The sequence below is a fragment of the Synechococcus sp. CC9605 genome (assembly GCF_000012625.1).
GTDB lineage: Bacteria > Cyanobacteriota > Cyanobacteriia > PCC-6307 > Cyanobiaceae > Parasynechococcus.
The window spans coordinates 1,042,241-1,059,971 of the sequence record NC_007516.1 but is presented as its reverse complement, the minus strand read 5'-3'; the positions used below and the strand labels follow the sequence as shown (position 1 = coordinate 1,059,971).

The 17,731-nt window shown below is 59.8% G+C and carries 20 protein-coding genes and 1 pseudogene; 5 read left to right on the top strand and 16 right to left on the bottom strand.

Features of this window, described 5'->3' with window-relative positions:
• Positions 1-10 precede the first annotated feature (10 nt).
• From murF to menD, 7 genes and pseudogenes are all read right to left on the bottom strand, one after another.
• Positions 11-1,360 carry a UDP-N-acetylmuramoyl-tripeptide--D-alanyl-D-alanine ligase gene (gene murF, locus SYNCC9605_RS05670; RefSeq protein ID WP_011364104.1) on the bottom strand — a complete coding sequence of 450 codons (1,350 nt, stop codon included), beginning with the start codon at positions 1,358-1,360 and terminating at the stop codon, positions 11-13.
• Positions 1,357-2,142, bottom strand: coding sequence for a hypothetical protein (locus SYNCC9605_RS05665; protein WP_257929962.1), 786 nt, complete (start codon positions 2,140-2,142; stop codon positions 1,357-1,359). Before SYNCC9605_RS05665 ends, murF begins: the two co-directional genes overlap by 4 nt.
• Positions 2,143-2,144: 2 nt before the next feature.
• Complete coding sequence (gene glgA, locus SYNCC9605_RS05660; protein WP_011364102.1) at positions 2,145-3,680, bottom strand: glycogen synthase GlgA; 1,536 nt, start codon at positions 3,678-3,680, stop codon at positions 2,145-2,147.
• A 55-nt stretch (positions 3,681-3,735) separates the two neighbouring features.
• Positions 3,736-3,813, bottom strand: a complete 78-nt coding sequence (locus tag SYNCC9605_RS15680; protein ID WP_374699861.1) for a hypothetical protein — start codon at positions 3,811-3,813, stop codon at positions 3,736-3,738.
• A gap of 128 nt (positions 3,814-3,941) precedes the next feature.
• A pseudogene (locus tag SYNCC9605_RS15795) lies at positions 3,942-4,157 on the bottom strand (L,D-transpeptidase); the annotation flags it as partial.
• Between the two features lie 128 nt (positions 4,158-4,285).
• Positions 4,286-5,155: a 1,4-dihydroxy-2-naphthoyl-CoA synthase gene (menB, locus tag SYNCC9605_RS05650; RefSeq protein WP_011364101.1), complete on the bottom strand. Its 870-nt coding sequence runs from the start codon at positions 5,153-5,155 to the stop codon at positions 4,286-4,288.
• A gap of 5 nt (positions 5,156-5,160) precedes the next feature.
• Entirely contained in the window at positions 5,161-6,846 is a 1,686-nt protein-coding gene (gene menD, locus SYNCC9605_RS05645; RefSeq protein ID WP_011364100.1) for a 2-succinyl-5-enolpyruvyl-6-hydroxy-3-cyclohexene-1-carboxylic-acid synthase, read from the bottom strand.
• A gap of 57 nt (positions 6,847-6,903) precedes the next feature.
• On the opposite strand from menD, the gene lepB reads away from it, so the two are divergent.
• A complete protein-coding gene (lepB, locus tag SYNCC9605_RS05640; RefSeq protein ID WP_011364099.1) occupies positions 6,904-7,494 on the top strand; it encodes a signal peptidase I in 591 nt (196 codons plus the stop codon).
• A gap of 49 nt (positions 7,495-7,543) precedes the next feature.
• Complete coding sequence (locus SYNCC9605_RS05635) at positions 7,544-7,897, top strand: DUF760 domain-containing protein (RefSeq protein WP_011364098.1); 354 nt, start codon at positions 7,544-7,546, stop codon at positions 7,895-7,897.
• Here SYNCC9605_RS05635 and SYNCC9605_RS05630 read toward each other — a convergent pair.
• A complete protein-coding gene (locus SYNCC9605_RS05630) occupies positions 7,887-9,083 on the bottom strand; it encodes a DUF4336 domain-containing protein (RefSeq protein ID WP_011364097.1) in 1,197 nt (398 codons plus the stop codon). The genes SYNCC9605_RS05635 and SYNCC9605_RS05630 overlap by 11 nt on opposite strands.
• Before the next feature lie 98 nt (positions 9,084-9,181).
• On the opposite strand from SYNCC9605_RS05630, the gene SYNCC9605_RS05625 reads away from it, so the two are divergent.
• The 3 genes from SYNCC9605_RS05625 to SYNCC9605_RS15410 all read left to right on the top strand — a co-directional run bounded on the left by SYNCC9605_RS05625 (position 9,182) and on the right by SYNCC9605_RS15410 (position 11,433).
• A complete protein-coding gene (locus tag SYNCC9605_RS05625) occupies positions 9,182-10,294 on the top strand; it encodes a DUF1254 domain-containing protein (protein WP_011364096.1) in 1,113 nt (370 codons plus the stop codon).
• A gap of 227 nt (positions 10,295-10,521) precedes the next feature.
• The gene (locus SYNCC9605_RS15415) at positions 10,522-11,070 is read left to right on the top strand and encodes a DUF1254 domain-containing protein (protein WP_374699860.1); all 549 of its coding nucleotides are present in this window, start codon (positions 10,522-10,524) and stop codon (positions 11,068-11,070) included.
• A gap of 39 nt (positions 11,071-11,109) precedes the next feature.
• Positions 11,110-11,433, top strand: a complete 324-nt coding sequence (locus SYNCC9605_RS15410; protein ID WP_011364094.1) for a DUF1214 domain-containing protein — start codon at positions 11,110-11,112, stop codon at positions 11,431-11,433.
• 434 nt (positions 11,434-11,867) lie between these two features.
• Here SYNCC9605_RS15410 and SYNCC9605_RS05615 read toward each other — a convergent pair whose 3' ends face one another.
• The 8 genes from SYNCC9605_RS05615 to SYNCC9605_RS05585 are packed head-to-tail and all read right to left on the bottom strand — an operon-like array spanning position 11,868 to position 17,718.
• Positions 11,868-12,656, bottom strand: a complete 789-nt coding sequence (locus tag SYNCC9605_RS05615; protein WP_011364092.1) for a DUF3050 domain-containing protein — start codon at positions 12,654-12,656, stop codon at positions 11,868-11,870.
• 4 nt (positions 12,657-12,660) lie between these two features.
• On the bottom strand, positions 12,661-13,128 hold the full coding sequence (locus SYNCC9605_RS05610) for a DUF1348 family protein (RefSeq protein WP_011364091.1): 468 nt from the start codon (positions 13,126-13,128) through the stop codon (positions 12,661-12,663).
• Between the two features lie 26 nt (positions 13,129-13,154).
• Positions 13,155-13,436, bottom strand: a complete 282-nt coding sequence (locus SYNCC9605_RS13810) for an MSMEG_0570 family nitrogen starvation response protein (protein ID WP_011364090.1) — start codon at positions 13,434-13,436, stop codon at positions 13,155-13,157.
• A gap of 52 nt (positions 13,437-13,488) precedes the next feature.
• Entirely contained in the window at positions 13,489-14,466 is a 978-nt protein-coding gene (locus SYNCC9605_RS05605; RefSeq protein ID WP_011364089.1) for a sll0787 family AIR synthase-like protein, read from the bottom strand.
• Complete coding sequence (locus tag SYNCC9605_RS05600; protein WP_011364088.1) at positions 14,463-15,131, bottom strand: MSMEG_0567/Sll0786 family nitrogen starvation N-acetyltransferase; 669 nt, start codon at positions 15,129-15,131, stop codon at positions 14,463-14,465. Before SYNCC9605_RS05600 ends, SYNCC9605_RS05605 begins: the two co-directional genes overlap by 4 nt.
• Positions 15,132-15,133: 2 nt before the next feature.
• Entirely contained in the window at positions 15,134-16,222 is a 1,089-nt protein-coding gene (locus SYNCC9605_RS05595; protein ID WP_011364087.1) for an MSMEG_0568 family radical SAM protein, read from the bottom strand.
• The gene (locus tag SYNCC9605_RS05590; RefSeq protein WP_011364086.1) at positions 16,215-17,213 is read right to left on the bottom strand and encodes a Nit6803 family nitrilase; all 999 of its coding nucleotides are present in this window, start codon (positions 17,211-17,213) and stop codon (positions 16,215-16,217) included. The genes SYNCC9605_RS05595 and SYNCC9605_RS05590 overlap by 8 nt, the downstream gene beginning before the upstream one ends.
• A 22-nt stretch (positions 17,214-17,235) precedes the next feature.
• Positions 17,236-17,718, bottom strand: coding sequence for an MSMEG_0572/Sll0783 family nitrogen starvation response protein (locus SYNCC9605_RS05585; RefSeq protein WP_006041142.1), 483 nt, complete (start codon positions 17,716-17,718; stop codon positions 17,236-17,238).
• Between the last annotated feature and the right edge of the window lie 13 nt (positions 17,719-17,731).

The following is a 17,731-nucleotide window of genomic DNA, read 5'->3' as shown; positions in this document are numbered from 1 at the left end:
TCTAGCCTTTTCAAAGGCGTGGCAACAGCGGCATCAACCGTTCCAGGGCAACACCGCGGCTGGCCTTGAGCAGCAGAAAATCCCCGGCCTCCAGCCAGGCGGCCAGAGGTGCTGCTGCGTCTTCCGGATTCGACACCAACTGCAGATGGGGCAGGGATGCCGCCACTTCAGCCATCGCCTTGCCCTCCGCACCGCCATCCACCAGCACCAGACCATCCAGGCCCAGTTGCACGGCGCGGGCAGCAACCTCTTGATGCAGCTCCAGGCTGCGGTCCCCAAGCTCCAGCATGGTGCCCAGCACGGCAAAACGTCGCCCCGGTTGCGCCGCCAGCAGGTCAAGAGCCGCCAACACCGCCTCAGGCGAGGCGTTGTAGGTCTCATCGAGGAGTGTCAAACCACCCTGCTGAAGGCGGCGGTTGCGTCCTCCCGGCACCGTCACCTGTATGGCTTGCAATGCCCTGCGAGACACGCCCAACTGGTCAGCAACCGCAACGGCCAAGAGCAGGTTGCGGGCGTTGTGGCGCCCCTCCAGCTGAAGCGGGAGACGATCCGCATCGATCAGCAACTGGTCGCCGTTGATGTCTCCAACCAAATCGGATTCGACCTCGGGATCGTCAGCCAGGCGCACGCGCAGCACGCGGCCGGACCAGACCGCCGACAAGGCGGACTCCAGAAGGGGATCACCGGCGGGAATCACCACGGTCCCCTGCGGATGCAGCCCAGCCGTGATTTCACATTTGGCCGCTGCAATCGCCTCGCGGCTGCCAAGACGACCGATGTGAGCCGTTCCGATGTTGGTGATCACCGCAAGATCCGGCTCGGTGCAGTAGGAGAGGCGCTCAATCTCCCCAAGCCCCCGCATGCCCATCTCAATAACGAGCGCAGCATCAGCTGCGGTGGCACCGAGAACTGTGAGGGGGACCCCAACGTCATTGTTGTTGTTGCCTTCGCTGGCCTGAATCGCTCCCAGCGGAGCCAATGCCGCTCGAATCAACTCCCGGGTTGTGGTTTTGCCGGCTGAACCCGTCACCGCCACCAGAGGCTTGCCCAGGGCACGGCGATGCAGCAAGGCCAGCTGTTGATAGGCCAGCAGTGTGTCGTCCACCCGCCAATGCAGCAGGTCTGGAGGCAGCGGTTCAGCCCAGCAGCGGCTCACAACAGCGGCCTGGGCCTTGTGTTCAGGCAGTTGCTCGAGGAAGTGATGACCATCGAAGCGCTCGCCCACCAGGGGGACAAAAAAATCACCCGCCTGAAGCTGTCGGCTGTCGGTGCAGACCCGTCCAAGCAGTGCATCGGGTTCCAACCTGCCGCCCTGGGTGGTTCCCCAGACATCCATCAGCTGACGCAGCGTCAGGGTCATCCCGCCAACCCGAGGTCAAACAGGATCATGCCGCCCCCAACCCGAGCCGACCGCCCCAGCAGATCGCCCTGTTCATTGACCAACTGAAGACTGGCGTAATCCAGCTCGAGCGCCGACTGAAGCCAACTGGAAGCGAGGGTCTGGCGCTGATCAGGCGGCAACTGCTGCCATACGCCAACAGACAACTCCAACAGCAAGAGGTCCTGCTCCGGTAAGGGCTTGGCCGAACGGAGCAGGCCTTCGGGAACGGACGTGTCCTGAAACAGCTCGAAGAGAGGATCGAAACTGAGTTGGAGTTGGAGGGGCTGCTCCGGCTCCGATGGCTGAAATGGCTCTACGGCCGGCTGCGCATCCATCGCTTCCGGCACGGGTGATGGCTCCTCCGCCTTGCGCTGTGGTGCCGGAATCAGCTCCTGCACGGGGAGCTCAAAGGGAGAGGTCCGCTGCAGCTCAGCCGGCTCCGGACGCGGGGCGGGACGGGCATGGTCCTGCCAGAAGCGGACCCCAGCCAGCGGCAGCAGAAGCAGCAACACCAGCAGCAGTGGCCAGAAGCTGGGGGCCAAACCCCGGGGCCAGAAGCCTGGAACCGAAAGCCCACCCTCCCGGTTCCGACGCCAGAGTTCTTGGCCCCTGAGCCGAAGATCGGCGGCCATCGCCTGCAGGTTGCGGCCGAACTCCTGCCAGGGACTGACGTAGGGAGCCGGGAGATTGCCCGATGGCTCTACATGCTGGGGCTCAGATTGAGCCTCAGGGGGAGAGTCGAATCGGGCGGGCTCGCTCAAACTCAACTGGATCGACGACCGAAGAGACGGTTCAGGGGATTCCGGCCGGCGGAGGTCACCTCAGCAGGAACCCTGGTCTCTTCAGTCTGCGCCTCGGAACGGGAGGGATCAGCAGCCTGACCCTGAGAGAACTGTTCCACCAGGGCAGCATCCGGGGTGGGTTCCTTGATGCCGCAAACGTCCTTGTACATGAGGTCGTAATCGACCGCGGAACGATCCCAGCTGTAGTCCTGATTCATGCCGCGTTTCTGCAGCTCGGTCCAGCTGTCGCGGTGGCGGAAGGCCTCCCAGGCCCGCACCAGGGCTGTGTAGAAGTCGACCGGTTCAAAGCGATCGAAGCAGAAGCCTGTGCCGCTATCGGCAGCGGGGATGTGGGGCGGAACCGTGTCAACGAGACCACCCACCTTGCGAACCACGGGCACCGAGCCGTAGCGCATGGCGTAGAGCTGGCTGATGCCACAGGGCTCAAACCGGCTAGGCATCAGGAAGGCATCGCTACCGCCATAGATCAACCGCGATAGGTCATCGTCGTAGGTGAGGAAGACAGCGCACTTGCCCGGATGACGGGATGCGAGTTGCCAGAGCCCGGATTCCAGCCCCCGGTCCCCGGTTCCCAGCACAACGATCTGGGTGTCGGTGTAGGCCAGCAGGCGATCAGCCACCTGCAGCAGCAGATCGACTCCCTTCTGGTCGACAAGGCGACTGACCATGCCGAGCACAAAGGCGTCCTCCCGCACCTCCAGCCCCATCCGCTCCTGGAGCACTTTTTTGCAGACCGCCTTACCGTAGAGGTCGTCGGCGCTGAAGTTCGCCGGCAGGGAGCGATCCGTGGCTGGATCCCAGGCGTCGAGATCAATGCCATTGAGGATGCCGCGCAGCTTTCCGGAGACAACATTGAGCAGACCCTCCAGCTTTTCCCCGTATTCCGCCGTGCGGATCTCCTGGGCGTAGGTGGGCGACACGCCATTGACGCGGTCGGCGTAGAGCAGCGCAGCGGCCATGGTGTGATCCCCCTGCATGTACCAGGGGCACCAGGTCATCCGATCGAGCTTCCAGCGCCAGGGGCCCTGGTACTTGAGGTTATGGATGGTGAACACCGTGCTGATGTCAGGGTCCTGATGCATCCACACCGGGATCATCCCGGTGTGCCAGTCGTGGCAGTGCAGCACCTGGGGCTTCCAGACGTTCCAGGAGAATTCGGCAGCAGCACTGGCGAAGAAGGTGAAACGCCAGTCCTCGTCCTCGCCGCCGTAGATGCGCTCGGGGTCGAACACCGGGTGACCCACCAGGTAGATCGTCATCCCATTGGTCGGATGCTTCGTTTCATAGACGGCAAATTCGGTGCCCATCGTCTGTGCCCGCCAGATCGGATCCGCCGGCACGTTGAGGCGGCTCCAGAGCTTGGCGTAGCCCGGCATGATCAAGCGCACGTCGTGGCCGAGCTTGGCCAATGCCGGCGGCAGAGAGCCAACAACATCGCCCATCCCTCCAACCTTGATCATCGGGGCGCATTCCGCTGCAGCGAAGAGGATGCGCATGTCTCAGATCGGCGTTGGCGCGGCGACTTTAAGGGGAATTTAGGAATCTGTTCCGTCAGAGAAGAACCGTCACCTGTGTTCCAAGCGACACCTGGCGATACAGGGCACGCACATCCTCGTTGTAAAGCCGCACGCAGCCATGGGAAACGGCCCGTCCCACCGTCCAGCGGTGGGGGGTGCCATGGAACCCCGTGGTGGTGCATCCTTGATCATGATCCAGGCATCACCGTCGTGGGCATGACGGCCGAGGCAATCGCGATGGAAAGTGATCCAGTGGCTGCCCAAGGGGTTGTTGGGACCTTGCTCCTCCACCCGCTCGCCACTCACCGGATGCACCCACACCGGATTGGGAATCTTCTGCAGCACTTCAAAACGTCCGGTGGGGGTCTCCCAGCCGGGCATGCCGATGGCCACCGGAAAGGCGTTGCGCAGCGTGCCGTTCTCGAGCAGAAACAGACGGCGATGGCCGCGAAGCATCACCACATGGCGACTGCTCTGCTCAAGCAAATCCTGAGGCAGTGAAGCCAGGCCTGCCGTCACGGAATCCGCAGCCGCCGCATGCAGCAGGGCCAGCGGTTCCGGCGGGGAGAGAGAGCGCTTTTCCGTCAGGGTAACCAGCCTGTCTCGGAAAAATCCGGAGACCGCTTTTCAAGGAAGGCATTGCGGCCTTCCACGGCTTCTTCGGTTCGATAAAAGAGATGTGTGGCGTTGCCGGCCAGCTCCTGCAGCCCGGCGAGGCCATCGGTTTCGGCATTGAATGCGGCCTTAAGGCAACGGATGGCCGTAGGGCTGTGCTTCAGCACCTCCCTAGCCCAACGCACCCCCTCCGCCTCCAGCTGCTCTAACGGCACCACGGCGTTGACGAGACCCATCTCCAGGGCCTCCTTGGCGCCATAACGGCGGCAGAGAAACCAGATTTCACGGGCCTTGCGCTGGCCCACCACCCGCGCCAGGTAGCCCGCGCCAAAACCGCCATCAAAACTGCCGACCTTGGGACCGGTCTGGCCGAACACAGCGTTGTCGGCGGCGAGGCTGAGGTCGCAGAGCAGATGCAACACCTGGCCGCCGCCCATGGCGTAGCCGGCCACCAGGCCAATCACCACCTTGGGCAGGCTGCGGATGATGCGCTGCAGATCGAGCACGTTCAGGCGCGGCAGACCGTCCTCACCGACGTAACCGCCGTCGCCGCGAACACTCTGGTCGCCGCCGGAACAGAAGGCGTAACCGCCATCGGGGGCTGGGCCAACACCCGTGAACAGCACCACACCGATGTCACGGTCATCCCGGATGCGTGTGAAGGCATCACAGAGCTCCATCACTGTCTGCGGGCGGAAGGCGTTGCGCTTGGCGGGGCGGTTGATGGCCACACGCGCCAGGCCGTCCGCGCAACGGTCCACCAGGATGTCTTGGTAGCTGCCCCACGGTGTCCATTGCGCGGTTGGCGCACCGGGGAGCACCTGACGCATGTCACTCATCGGGCTCAGAGCTCAGTGCCCTCATTCTGAGCAGCAGCGCGCAACTGCTGACGCAGGACAGCATCACGACCGCGGTCGCTGCACAATCGCAACAACACCGGCCGTTGCTGCGACAAGCCCCAGGCCAAGGCCTCCTGCAGATCCTCCAGACAGGCCACCTGGCGACCAGGCACACCATGGGCTGCCGCCAGGGCCAGGGAGTCCACCTGCTGGGGCATGGCGAAGAGCGATTCGAAGCCCGGTGTGGCAATGGGCAGCTGCTGAAAAATGCCGCCGCCGCCGTTGTCGATCAGCAGCACCAGCAGAGGTGGAGGTGCGGCAGCGGACGATGCATGCAGCCAACCGTTGCTGTCGTGCAGCAGGGCCAGATCACCGGTCACCAGCGCCAACGGACCGAGATTCGCCGCCAGACCCATGGCGAGCGACAAAGTGCCGTCGATGCCCGAGGCCCCACGGAAGCTGAAGCAACGGTGGCGGCCGCAGGAGTACCCGCCCCAGGTCAACCAGTCGCGCACCGGTGAACTGGCGGCCAGCATCACCGGCAACTGCTCCGGAAGCAGCTGGGGGAGCCAGTAGGCCAGAGCAGGCTCAGTGACGGCGCCACGCAGGGGCAGCTGGGTCTCAAGCCACGGCGACAGATCATTGGTGCCAACAGATGGTTTGGTCGCCTGTTTCAGACCAGGCTGTTGAGCGATCCAGGCGGCCATGCCCCCCGACCATTGATTGGCGGTATGCAGCGGATCCAGCGGCCTTGGATCCCCTTCGGTGATCAACAGCTGGGGGCCCTGATGGCGCTGAAGCCAAGCCTCCAGCCGCCGGCTGGCGGGCATCGGTCCCAGCCGCAACACCTGAGCGTCGTCAGGCAGGCTCAGCCGATCGAGCTGCAGCTCCCAGTGCTCGATGCGGTTGGGGCAATCGGGGGGCAGGGCGGCAAGGGGATCGGCCAGCAGAGGCCAACCGCTGAGGTTCAGCCAGCGATGCAACGCCTGTTGATGGGCCTCCAAGGAAAGCGTGAGCCCACGCCACGGGCCCGCAACTACAACCCCCGGGCGCTCTGGATCGAGGCGAAGCGCAGGCCCGATCCCGGGCGAAGGCTCAGGGCAAGCCGTGGGCGGGAGCGCAGCCGAAGCCAGCTGTTGTTGCTGCTCGAGCGTGGTGTGCAGCGGCTCCTCAAAGGGCAGGTTGAGGTGAACCGCTCCCGGCGGCCCAGTACCTGCACCCTGGGCTTGCTGCCAGGCCTTAACTGCCAGGGCATTGAGGGCGTCGTTGGCCTGCGTGTGGATGCCGTCTGCCGCACCACTGCCGAACCAGCGGCAGGCCGCGAGCAGAAAAGATTCCTGATTAACCGTCTGGTTGGCGCCGCAGTTTTTGAGCCGGACGGGGCGATCCGCCGTGAGCAGCAGCAAGGGCTGACAGGAGCGGTCCGCCTCCACCGCAGCGGGCAGCAGATTGGACACCGCGGTGCCAGAGGTGGTGACCACTGCCACGACACGGCCATGGGCGGTTGCCATGCCGAGGGCCAGAAACGCGGCCGAGCGCTCGTCGATGGCCGTGACCAACTGCAGCTTCGCCTGGGATGCCAGCACGCCCGCCGCTGTTGCCAGGGGACCGGAACGGCTGCCAGGGCAGAGTACCAGCTGCTTCAGACCCTGGAGACATAGAGCCTCCAGCAGCGTGAGGGCGGCCTGCAAATTGGCGCGAGCGATGGTCAGTGCAGCAGGCCAGGCTGGTGTGATCTTCGGTCAACGATGACCCAACCCACGACACCCGCTCCAGGAAAAGACAGCAAGGGCTTCTGGCGCAATCTGATTCTCTGGGCCCTGCTGGCGCTGCTGCTGCGCTGGTTGGTGGTGGAACCGCGCTGGATTCCCTCCGGCTCGATGCTGCCCACCCTGCAGCTGCAGGACCGCATCCTCGTGGAGAAAGTGAGGCCCCGCCTGGCCCGCAGCCGCCACAGCCATCTGCACCGGGGCGATGTGGTGGTGTTCGCGCCTCCCGAGCAGCTCGTGGCCGCTGGCTACGACGCCTCCGCTGCGTTGATCAAACGGGTGGTGGGGCTGCCGGGCGATCAGCTGGACGTGCACGACGGCAGGCTGTTCCGCAACGGCGAACCTGCTGCAGAACCCTGGTTGGCGGAACCAATCAACTACAAAATGGACCCGATCACCGTGCCGGCGGATCAGCTGTGGGTGATGGGGGACAACCGCAATGCCAGCCTCGATTCCCACCTCTGGGGATCACTGCCGGAGAACAATGTGCTGGGCACGGCGGTCTGGCGGTATTGGCCGCTGCAGAGGTTCGGTCCGTTACGGATCACCGACAGCAGCGATGGCGGTTGATGCCGATGGCTTGCGTTATGGTCAGGTCCGTGATGTAGATCACAACAGAATGTTTAACCCCGAGTTTCTAACAACTGACAGCAGTGATGGTCACGCGGGAAACAGCCTGATCCAGTACCTGCAGGAGCAGTCACCCGACACCTTGCAACGGGTCGCCAAATCAGCAAGCAATGATATTCAAGACATCATTCGCCACAACGTTCAGGGCCTGCTGGGAATGCTTCCAGGCGAGCACTTTGAGGTGAAGGTGACGGCCAACCGCGACAACCTCGCCAACATGCTGGCCTCAGCAATGATGACTGGCTATTTCCTGCGCCAGATGGAACAGCGCAAGGAGCTGGAAGAGACGCTGTTCGCGGACGAACAAATGGCAATCGAGCCGGAAGACGAACTCATGCTTTGATCAACGGCTGATCTGGCACAACACCAAGATCGAGCAAACGCTGATCAATCGACCCCAGAAACTCCCAGTTTTCTGAACTGGGAGCCCAGTCCCTTTGTTGCAATGACGCGAGCAGTTGTTGCACGTCTTCGGGCGTGAATGTGACCGGCGCGTTGTAATGGGCCGGAACCAGCCAGCGCAGCTCAGCCCGGCCGCTCAACTCCTGCAGCCATCGCAACAGAGCCTCCTGGGCCCTGGGCAACACCAACCGCTCAAGCACCGGAGCCACCTGCAGCCTGGGCGCTTCTTCGCCAATAAGGCCATCGGCAGCCGCCTGCCAACCGGCCTTCCAACGGAAGGGGTAGAGGCCGTAGTGGGCTTTGAGGGAACGGAGCCCGGGCTTGAACGCATCCCGGAGCAACTCCGGCAGCTCTGGCACCTCCAGCGGTTCAGGCCTGAGGTAGGAGGCAAACAGCACCAGCCGGGCCCAGCCGCGGCGGCGGGCTTCCGCTGAATCAGTAAGGGGCTCATCGCCGCGTTCGCGGGCATGGAACAACAGCGGCGTTGGATCAAGATCGAACAGAGCCGGGGGTTCAGCACTGATGCCCACAAGGGCGTCGGTTACCAACAGAGCGCCTGACGGGCGATGGAAGCAGGAGACTTCCTGGAAACGGCCGACGCCAAGGTCGAGCGGTCCAAGGGAGAACCACTCACAAACATCGCCATGGGGAAGGCCATCGTCGAACAACACCTTGGTGCGACGTGCCGGCACACCCAACCAGGACAGAGGCAACTGCACCGGGAAGCTCCACTGACCCGGACATACCCAAATGTCCGCATCCGGGAAGGCGCGGGCCAGGGGACCGAGGGGAAGCTTGTGCTCCAAACCAGAGGCGGTGGGCAGCACGATCGTGCGCACGGGGCCGTGCATTTGCACCAGCCTGGCGATGGCTTGGCGCACTTCACCGGTGGGGGGCAGGGGGTTCACCAGCATCAAGCCGCCGGGCACCTTGGCCACGGTAAGCCGCACCGGCACGGCCACGTAATACACCCCCTGCAGCTGCTCCAGACTCCAGAGCTGCCCAGGGATCAGCTCACTGAACAGCGTGCGGCGGCGGCCGTAGGGGTAAAGCGGCAGCAGCGGCCACCAGGGCCAGCGCTGGCCTTCCGCCGAGACGCCCTCAGTTGCACTCAGATCGCCCTTCATGACTGCTCTAGCTGGTGTTGGGAGCGCTCTGATTTCTCTAATATTAATGCTTAGCCAGAAATATTGACTAAAGTCACAACAGCTTTTGAAGCTTAAATATGAATCAGATCAAGCCTGCTTTTTGTCTTGCGGCTGTCATCGCAGCGACCTTGGCGATGAGCGCCAATACTTCTGGTTTTGCCAGCAGCAGGCCATCAGAGTGCGACGACATCAAGCCTGCTCTCAAAAAAGAAAGTTCAACGACGAAAGCCATCGTCAATGCAGACAACTACGCGTTTGCTGAAACCGAAATAATTCTCGGTGATTATGTTCAAAAAATTGCCAAGGCAACCTGTTCAGAAGGGATGGGCGTGTTCATGCATTTCCGAAAGGCAATGGATCCAAAAGATAAAACTATATTGAGGCCAAACTTCGATACATTGTACTCAGCAGCTGTTGTCGACTTAAAAAGTTCAGCAACAATTACCCTGCCACCTGCCGATCGGCTGCAAATCCTGGAAGTCGTTAGCGCTTATCACTGGATTCCATTGGTAGCGAGCAAGCCCGGCGCCTACGAAATAACAGAAGAAATGGTGGGCAGCCGCTTCGCATTTGTCATCATTCGCACCCAAGTAAACATGCAGGATCCTGCTGACATTGAGCGGGTTAGCGGGATTCAAGATGAAATAACAATTCGCCAAAAGAATCGCGGCGAATTTGTGCAAACCAAAGATTGGGATAGAAGTAAAATGCTTTCAATGAGATCTGACTACCAAAAAGAAAAAGATGATAAAGGCATTAGCAGCGAAGAAATCTTTGGCGACAAGGGTGAAATCAGTTCGGAGATGAGAAATATTGGGGTTGCCTTCGGGTGGGGGGCCCTGACAAAAGAAGGAGCCGTCTATCCTTCAATTAGCATTCCTGGATTTGATGAAGAATTCACACTCGTACTGAAGGATGTCCCTATGGCAAGCAATGCTTTCTGGTCGGTAACTGTCTACGACAAGGATGGATTCGCCCAAGGAAAGAATTACAATGTAAACAGCTCCTTTGCGAAGCAGGATAAAGATGGCAACTATTTGCTTAATTTCGGAAAGAATTCAGCCAAAGAAAATTTCTTAGAAATTTACCCAGGCTCCAACGCAACCCTACGCATCTACTCTCCGCAAAAGCCTTATTTTGATGGAAGTTGGAAAGTTCCCGAAATACAATCTGCTGCCAGTAGTCAGTAAATATGGTGAGTAAGCCTGCATTAGTCGGATTGCCCCAAAAACCTCCCTCGCAGTGATAAAGACCACGTTCTCCCTCCAGAATTTCTGAGATGTCTCACCGCCTTCGTCGTTTCCTCTGCCTCCTGCCTCTGCTGACCTTGAGCCCAATAGCAGCAGCACAGGAAATTGTCGAGTCCTACTTGAGGGAGTATCCAAATCAGGAACAGGTCAATATGATGAACACTTGACTGGAGAAGAACGAGAAGGGCACTTTCAAATTCACCAGCTTGGTGGATCCCAGTGACACCACAGTGGTCACACCACAAGCGACTGTCGACTACAGCTACAACTGGTTCTCGATCTCAGACGGACCGGCAATCCTGACGACGCCGACTTACAACAAATTCTCGTCGGTGTCAGTCTTCGATATGAAGCACAATCTGTCGGCTGTGATCACCAACCCAACCAAGCCGATCCTGCTCAAACGACCCAACCAAGCGATCCCCGAGGGCGACTTCGAGGTGGTTGATCTTGAGACGGATCAAGGTCTTGTGCTGACCAGAATGGTCGTTGTCGAAAACCTTGACGCAGTCGTCGCCTCCCGTACCCAATTCCAGATGCAGGGCGGCAAGGGGGACATGCAGCGTGAGGTTCAGCAATTCAGCCCAGAGACGGAAAAGAACGCCCAGGCCGTGATCGACACGGTGATCACCTACATCAACCCCGATGACGCCTTCGGTCGAGTCAGCGGTGACGTCAGCTTCCTCGACCTCGCAGCCGGAGTGAAGTTGGGCTAGCTAGGAACGCCCTCAGGCACGGTCCGTTACGGCACCATCTTGGTGGACGACACCGGTGCAGCTTTGCGCGGTGATGCGACGTATGTCGTGACTGTGCCTATAGGGCTCTACAACCCGGGAGGCTACTTCTCGGTGACCCTCTATGGAACCGACAACAAACTGCTGATCCCGAACGATCTGAAGATCTACGACCGAACCACGTTCTCTTCAGAGCCGAACCAAGACGGAACAACAACCATCACTCTCAGTCCGAGTGGGAGTGGAAAAAACGGAATCCCAACTGGGACAGACTTCTATGGGGTCCTTCGTGCGTACGTGCCAGCACCCGGTGCAATTATGAAAGTGAAGGTCGAACGGAAATAGCGAAAAGCGATGTGGGGATACCAGCTTCTTCAGTAACGACTGATCGAGCAGCACCATCACGCCATTCGAAAATCGGATGAACTTGCTGAATCCAGCGGTTGCCCACAATCACCTCCAGTTCCACAAAATTCCAGGGACAACTCAGGGACAAGCCCCTCAGAACTCTTCCTGCAACTGATAGCCAAATGGCAGCAGCGGCCAGAAACCCCAGCGCTGATCAGCAGGATTCACACCAGCTCCAGCCACCACACTCCCCATCAATGCAGTGATTCTGCAGAGGAATGGATCAGGCCAGGGTCAAACCACCCCCCCCCCGGCGCTGAAAATGAACCACGAACTATCACCGCAAAACAGACAGCTGAGAACATCGCAGCCAACACGACAAACATTTCAAAACGCCAAACAGGCCACTTGAGCCGGGACAGTGTTTGGAGTTAGGTAAGACCAGAACAGAGCATCTGTGAATGTTGGCTACCGGATCGATTGCTCGGAGGCCTTTCCCGAAGCTGGAGCTGGATCGCATCCCAGAACGCAGCCCGATCAGCAAGCACTTGCCTGCGAACCGTACGGACCGCCTGATGCGCGGCAGAGTCATTTCCGGCCAGGGTGAGCACCATCTTTTCCGCCAACGGCCCATGGCTGTCGCCGTCCAGGGTGATGTGGCGTTCGAGGTACCAACGCAGGGTCGGGCAGGGCAGCTCCAACACGATCAACCGATCGAGCAGCCCGCGAAACAGGTCGGGCACCAACAGCTCCCGGCCATATGCGAACGCCGCTGCTAAGGCATGCACTTCACCGGTGGAAATCAACTCCTGGGTGGTGCGTAGGAAACGAGCTGATGAAGCAGGGATTCCTCTATGGCGCACAGCGCCATAGAGGTCACCTCTCGAGGCCTGCTGGAGCACCGCATCGATCACCACGGTGTCCGCACCGATCTCCACCATCGCGCGTCGATAGATCGCGAAATGTGAGAGATGAAGAGGTCCCCCGAGGTTTTCGGGCACAAGATCACATTCCTCTTCCGCCACCAGGCTGTTCACCAGACCTGCGATCTCGGGATGGAGCGGCGGCACCCAGGGGACACCGGAAGGCGCCAGGTGCTGCTGCAAGGACTTGAGCAGCAGCATGAAATCCCACACCGCAAACACGTGGTGTTCCATGAAAAGCCGCAGGTCCGCGATGGACGTGATCGCCTGCGGCAGCGGATGACGGTGCAGCTCCATCAACTCAGAGTCCCAGCTCCGTCAAACCCGGAAAATCATCCGGACGCGGTCCATCCCCCCAGGTGAAAAGGCGGTCACTTTCAGCGATCGCCACATCATTGATGCTGGCTTCGCGCCGACGCATCAAGCCGTTCTCGGCGAACTCCCAGTTTTCGTTGCCGTGGGCCCGGAACCATTGCCTCGAGGTGTCGTGCCACTCGTACTGAAAGCGAACCGCAATCCGGTTGTCGCTGCAGGCCCAGACTTCTTTGATCAGTTTGTAATCCAGCTCCTTGGCCCATTTGCGCTGCAGGAAAGCCAGGATTTCAGCGCGGCCGCGGATGAACTCACTGCGATTTCTCCACACGCTGTCTTCGGTGTAAGCGAGTGAGACCTTGTCGGGGTCCTTGCTGTTCCAAGCATTTTCCGCCATGCGTGCTTTCTGGCGGGCCGTTTCCAAAGTGAACGGAGGAAAGGGAGGTTTTCCAGACATGAAAAATTAATCAGTGAAAATAACAATTAAGAAGGCTGTCCGATAACACGAACCGTATCATCGGAGCTGTAGCGAGAGACCCACTGGCGCAACTGGGATTCTTCTTCGTCTGCGCGCGTGCAGGCAAAGCCGTACCGCGCACGAACACGCTCAGAAGCAGCACGAAGCGCTTCAACTCCGCGCTCTTCAAGCTCAGAAACCAACAGCGAATCGCCTGGCCGAAAGTAATCGAGAATCACCGTCGATGGTGAATATAACGTGCTGGATTGCCCGTCTGGCCACTCCAGTTGAAAGCGAACTTCAGGCATGGATTGATAGTCAATTCAATGATCCTGCACGGCAAGATTGACCATGACTGTCTCATCGAACACAGCCAAAACCCGTCAGCGCATCAGTACCATCCCAGAAGTGATGCGTGTCACCTGAATGGTTCACAACTACACTACAATTGCCCAAGGCAAAGTGACCGATACGGCAACAAATCAGCGTCGAATCGTGTGAGGCCAGTTGCGCCAAGCCGTCCGTGCGCGAGGGGTTCACAGCCAGCAGATAGCCGAAACTCGGAAAACAGGTCAGCCAAACCTCATCGTGGATGCCTTCAGGTCGTTCCACGGCGTCGAGGTCAAGGACTAACTGATGACCACACGCCTCGGCAAACATCACGGCGGTGCCGGTGATGCCTCCCATGCTGATGTCTTTGGCGGCGTGCACCAGCTGTTCAGCGGCCAGCATGGGCAGCAAGGCAAGTTGCGAACGAAGACGCTCGGGCGGGGCATGGGTCGCGGCATCCCAGAAGGGGTAGTGGCGATAGAAGCTTCCTGCTTTGTTCACCAGCATCCACAGCTCATCGCCGGGTCGTGCTGCACGAGCGGACAGGACGGGACCTTCCGCCACTCCCAGAACGGACACCGAGAGCGCCTGATAAGTGCTCTGCTGGTTGGAGTGGCCGCCCACCATGGGGACACCGAAGCGATCACACGCGAATCGCATTCCCTCCATCAAGGCGCTGATGTCTTCAGCACCGGCACTCCAGACACTGTTCACTAGCGCCAAGGGACGACCACCCATGGCAGCGATGTCACTGAGGTTCACCAAGACCCCACTCCAGCCGGCAAACCACGGGTCCTCTTCGACCAGACCGGGATGCATCCCCTCACAGGCCAGCAACAGTTGGCCGGTCTGAGCGGGCAGCACAGCAGCGTCGTCACCCAGCATCCCGGCCAATCCCAGCTGCGGAAAGGGCTGATGGCAAAAGGTGGCAGCTGCCGAGCGGATATCGCGCTTCGCCAACAGGCCACTGGTCCTGCGCAAGGCGTTCACAAGGCCCACGTCATTCATGCCGCAGCTAATACGTGATGCGAGGCGATCGGCCGCTGCTCACGGGAGGGCAGGTAGTAGCCGAGATCCGCTTCCATCAGGTGATGGCGGATGCCCCGGATCTCAAGTTCATCGATTGAGGTCCAGTGCAAGCGGCGGAAAAAGCGGACGTTCTGAATCTGCACCGTGGCCAGGAAACGATCACATCCCCAACCATTGGCGGTGGTAACAGCCTTCCAGATCAACCCCTTGCCAATCTGGTTTTGGCGGCGGAAATCGGCATGCACGCCGAGGCGACCGCCATACCAAAGTCGCGGCTCTGTTTCCACAATCCGCACCACGCCAACCACATCTGTTTCAGCGCCATCGTCATGCTTTGGCTCTGAACTGTGATGCAACGCCGCAATGGGGTAGGCGATCGCATCGAGCTCATCACGATCAGACTCTTCAAACACGTGCTGCTCGCTGCAGAAGATGCTGCGCCGCAACGACCAATACCCCTGGATTAGCAACGCGTCGGCACGCAAAAGATGAAAGGTGAAACGATCCGAACTCGCGGTGGGAGACAGACGGAAATCATCGGCATCAATGCCGATGCCAGCGCGCACCGAGGGCGTGAATAAGTGGGGCGCGGAACTGATGCTGCGGCCAATTCCGCAGCTACTGGGATCAAGACACGAGACCATGACTACGACACCTGCTCGAACAACGAGAGTGCGGAGCAAGCTCCGCATTTGGCACAACCGGCGGACATCTGCTCCGAGCGCAGATCCCCCGCTTTCAACATCGCGGCAACACCTTGATACACATCAACCATGAAGGAGCTGTCCGGTGATGGATGGCTCTCCAGGGGTGTGCCAGAGATCGGCACAAAAGGCACCACAAAGGGGTAGACCCCGAGTTCAATTAGACGTCGGCTGCAGTCGAGCAAGGTCTCCTTGCTGTCACCCAGGCCGGCCAGCAGATACGTGGACACTTCACCGCGACCGAACACCGCAACGGCATCAGCGAAGGCCTCGTAATAGCGCTCAAGACTGAGCTCCGATTTCCCGGGAAGGATCCGACGCCGCACATCCGGCTCCACCACCTCCAAGTGCATGCCGAGACTGTCAATTCCAGAGTCCTTCATGCGCTGATACCAGCGTGGATCTTCCGGCGGTTCACACTGGCCCTGGATCGGGAGATTCACCCGACGCTTGACGGCTTCAGCGGTTTCAGCCATCAGACGGGCTCCGCGATCGTCACTGTTGGGCGTTCCTGTGGTCATCACCAATTGCTTGACCCCGTCCAGCCGGACAGCCGCTTCCGCCACTTCCGCCACCTGCTCGGGCGTTTTGCGAACCAAGGCCCCATCCACGATTGACTGTTCAATCGCACAGAACTGGCACGACTGGGATCGATCCCGAAAACGAATGCAGGTCTGCAGCAACGTGGTAGCCAACACATCCTTGCTGTGCAGCAAGGCAATCGATCGGTAGGAGATTCCGTCGGCTGTGCTTAAGCCGTAAAACGATGGCTCCCGTGGGGTTGTGATCCCTGGAGAGCACTGCTGCTCTGGTCCCTCAATTGCAAGAGCAGCACCGGAGGATGCCAACTTGTAGGGAGACGCTGCGGAGGCATCGTTGTAGACGGGCACCATCACGGTGGTGCCATCGAAATCCAAGGCACGGTGGTCGGAGGGACCCGCACCTCCCCGTCGTCCCGGGTTGCCCTTAACAGGGTCAACCCGAACGCCATGCACCTGCAATTCCGTGACCAGGCGACCAAGCTCAGACATGGTTCAACGCCTCCATCGAGGACAAGGCATCGGTAGCTGTGGCCGGCTCCAATGGAACCGATGCAGTCGACATGTTTTGAACGGGAACCGCCGGCGAACTGTTGATCTGCAACGACAACAGTTCGGGGCGGCTGTAATGGCCGACGCTGTCCATCATCCGTTTGCGCTTGGTGATCAGGGCAAGATCGAGATCGGCGATCGCCAAACCCTCACCATCTGGCAAGGGTCCTGCCAGATACCGGCCCTCAGGGCTGATCACAGCGGTGTGACACCCCCCTTGAAACGCCTTGTGAAGACCAGACTCCGACGTGATCGACGCGTAATCGTCGGGGTGCAACCAACCGGTGGAACAGATCACAAAACACCCGGCTTCAAGCGCGTGATGGCGCATGGTGACGGCGGTCTGTTCCGTGAAGATCGGGCCCACCAAGGAGCCCGGGAACTGAGCGCAGTGGATCTCTTCCCCCTGGGCCATTAAGGCGTAGCGAGCCAAGGGGTTGTAGTGCTCCCAACAGGCCAGAGCCCCGACGCGAGCCAACGGCGTCTGCACCACCTTGAGACCAGAGCCGTCTCCTTGGCCCCAGACCATCCGCTCGTGATAGGTCGGCGTAATTTTTCGCCGCTTAAGAACCAGTTCGCCGCAGCTGTTAAACAACAACTGCGTGTTGTAGAGGGTTCCACCATCACGCTCGTTGACGCCCAACAGAACCTGCATGCCGTACTGACTGGCAGCAGCCGCAACGGCATCGGTGACAGGGCCAGGAACCACCACAGCCTGCTCATATAAAGCCAGATGGGATCTCCCCATTAAGACCGGGGGTTCAACAAACGAGAAATAGGGGTAATAGGGCAGAAACGTTTCAGGAAAAACGATCAGTTCCACCCCTTGAGCCGCGGCTTCGGCCATGGCATCCAGCACCTTTTGCAGGGATCCGTCCAGGCTGAACAGGACGGGACGGATTTGCGCGGCAGCAACTTTGACTGTGGTCACAGCGGAGAGCCTCCGGAAAGAATCAGAGCGTCCAGGTGTCGAGAATGAAGGCGCCTTCCTTGCGGTGCATCAAGACGATGTCAAGTACATCAAGTGGATTCACGGGCGTGATTCCAGGCATCAAGGCTTTTTCTCCATGGCCATAGAGAGCCTGTAAGGCAAACCGGCAGGCATACACTTTTCCGCCTTGATCCATGAATTTCTGCAGGCGTGCATTGAAGTTCAGGTGACCATCAAATGCCGCATCACCAAGCTTGGGGAAGCCGCGCATCACACCCAACGTGACACCTGGACCGTAGAGCAGAACTGAAGTTTCGAAGCCTTTGTTGATCAGACGACTGGCTTGGAGCAGATTCACCAAGCCAATCGAGCCCTCGAAAGCAACGGTATGAAATGTGACAAGAGCCTTTTCCCCAGGCTCGGCCTTCACATCAGGAAAAACTTTTTCCTCATAGTCAACCAGGAAGTCGCCGGGCTGATTGGCAGGACGATCTACTGCAGGCATGTAAAGTTTTCAT

What these genes read in the sequence shown, in the direction of transcription:
- murF (WP_011364104.1), bottom strand. Translation starts at nt 1,360, where the DNA reads ATGACCCTGACGCTGCGTCAGCTGATGGATGTCTGGGGAACCACCCAG.
- glgA (WP_011364102.1), bottom strand. Translation starts at nt 3,680, where the DNA reads ATGCGCATCCTCTTCGCTGCAGCGGAATGCGCCCCGATGATCAAGGTT.
- menB (WP_011364101.1), bottom strand. Translation starts at nt 5,155, where the DNA reads ATGAGTGACATGCGTCAGGTGCTCCCCGGTGCGCCAACCGCGCAATGG.
- lepB (WP_011364099.1), top strand. Translation starts at nt 6,904, where the DNA reads ATGACCCAACCCACGACACCCGCTCCAGGAAAAGACAGCAAGGGCTTC.
- SYNCC9605_RS05635 (WP_011364098.1), top strand. Translation starts at nt 7,544, where the DNA reads ATGTTTAACCCCGAGTTTCTAACAACTGACAGCAGTGATGGTCACGCG.
- SYNCC9605_RS05630 (WP_011364097.1), bottom strand. Translation starts at nt 9,083, where the DNA reads ATGAAGGGCGATCTGAGTGCAACTGAGGGCGTCTCGGCGGAAGGCCAG.
- SYNCC9605_RS05625 (WP_011364096.1), top strand. Translation starts at nt 9,182, where the DNA reads ATGAATCAGATCAAGCCTGCTTTTTGTCTTGCGGCTGTCATCGCAGCG.
- SYNCC9605_RS05615 (WP_011364092.1), bottom strand. Translation starts at nt 12,656, where the DNA reads ATGGAGCTGCACCGTCATCCGCTGCCGCAGGCGATCACGTCCATCGCG.
- SYNCC9605_RS05610 (WP_011364091.1), bottom strand. Translation starts at nt 13,128, where the DNA reads ATGTCTGGAAAACCTCCCTTTCCTCCGTTCACTTTGGAAACGGCCCGC.
- SYNCC9605_RS13810 (WP_011364090.1), bottom strand. Translation starts at nt 13,436, where the DNA reads ATGCCTGAAGTTCGCTTTCAACTGGAGTGGCCAGACGGGCAATCCAGC.
- SYNCC9605_RS05605 (WP_011364089.1), bottom strand. Translation starts at nt 14,466, where the DNA reads ATGAATGACGTGGGCCTTGTGAACGCCTTGCGCAGGACCAGTGGCCTG.
- SYNCC9605_RS05600 (WP_011364088.1), bottom strand. Translation starts at nt 15,131, where the DNA reads ATGGTCTCGTGTCTTGATCCCAGTAGCTGCGGAATTGGCCGCAGCATC.
- SYNCC9605_RS05595 (WP_011364087.1), bottom strand. Translation starts at nt 16,222, where the DNA reads ATGTCTGAGCTTGGTCGCCTGGTCACGGAATTGCAGGTGCATGGCGTT.
- SYNCC9605_RS05585 (WP_006041142.1), bottom strand. Translation starts at nt 17,718, where the DNA reads ATGCCTGCAGTAGATCGTCCTGCCAATCAGCCCGGCGACTTCCTGGTT.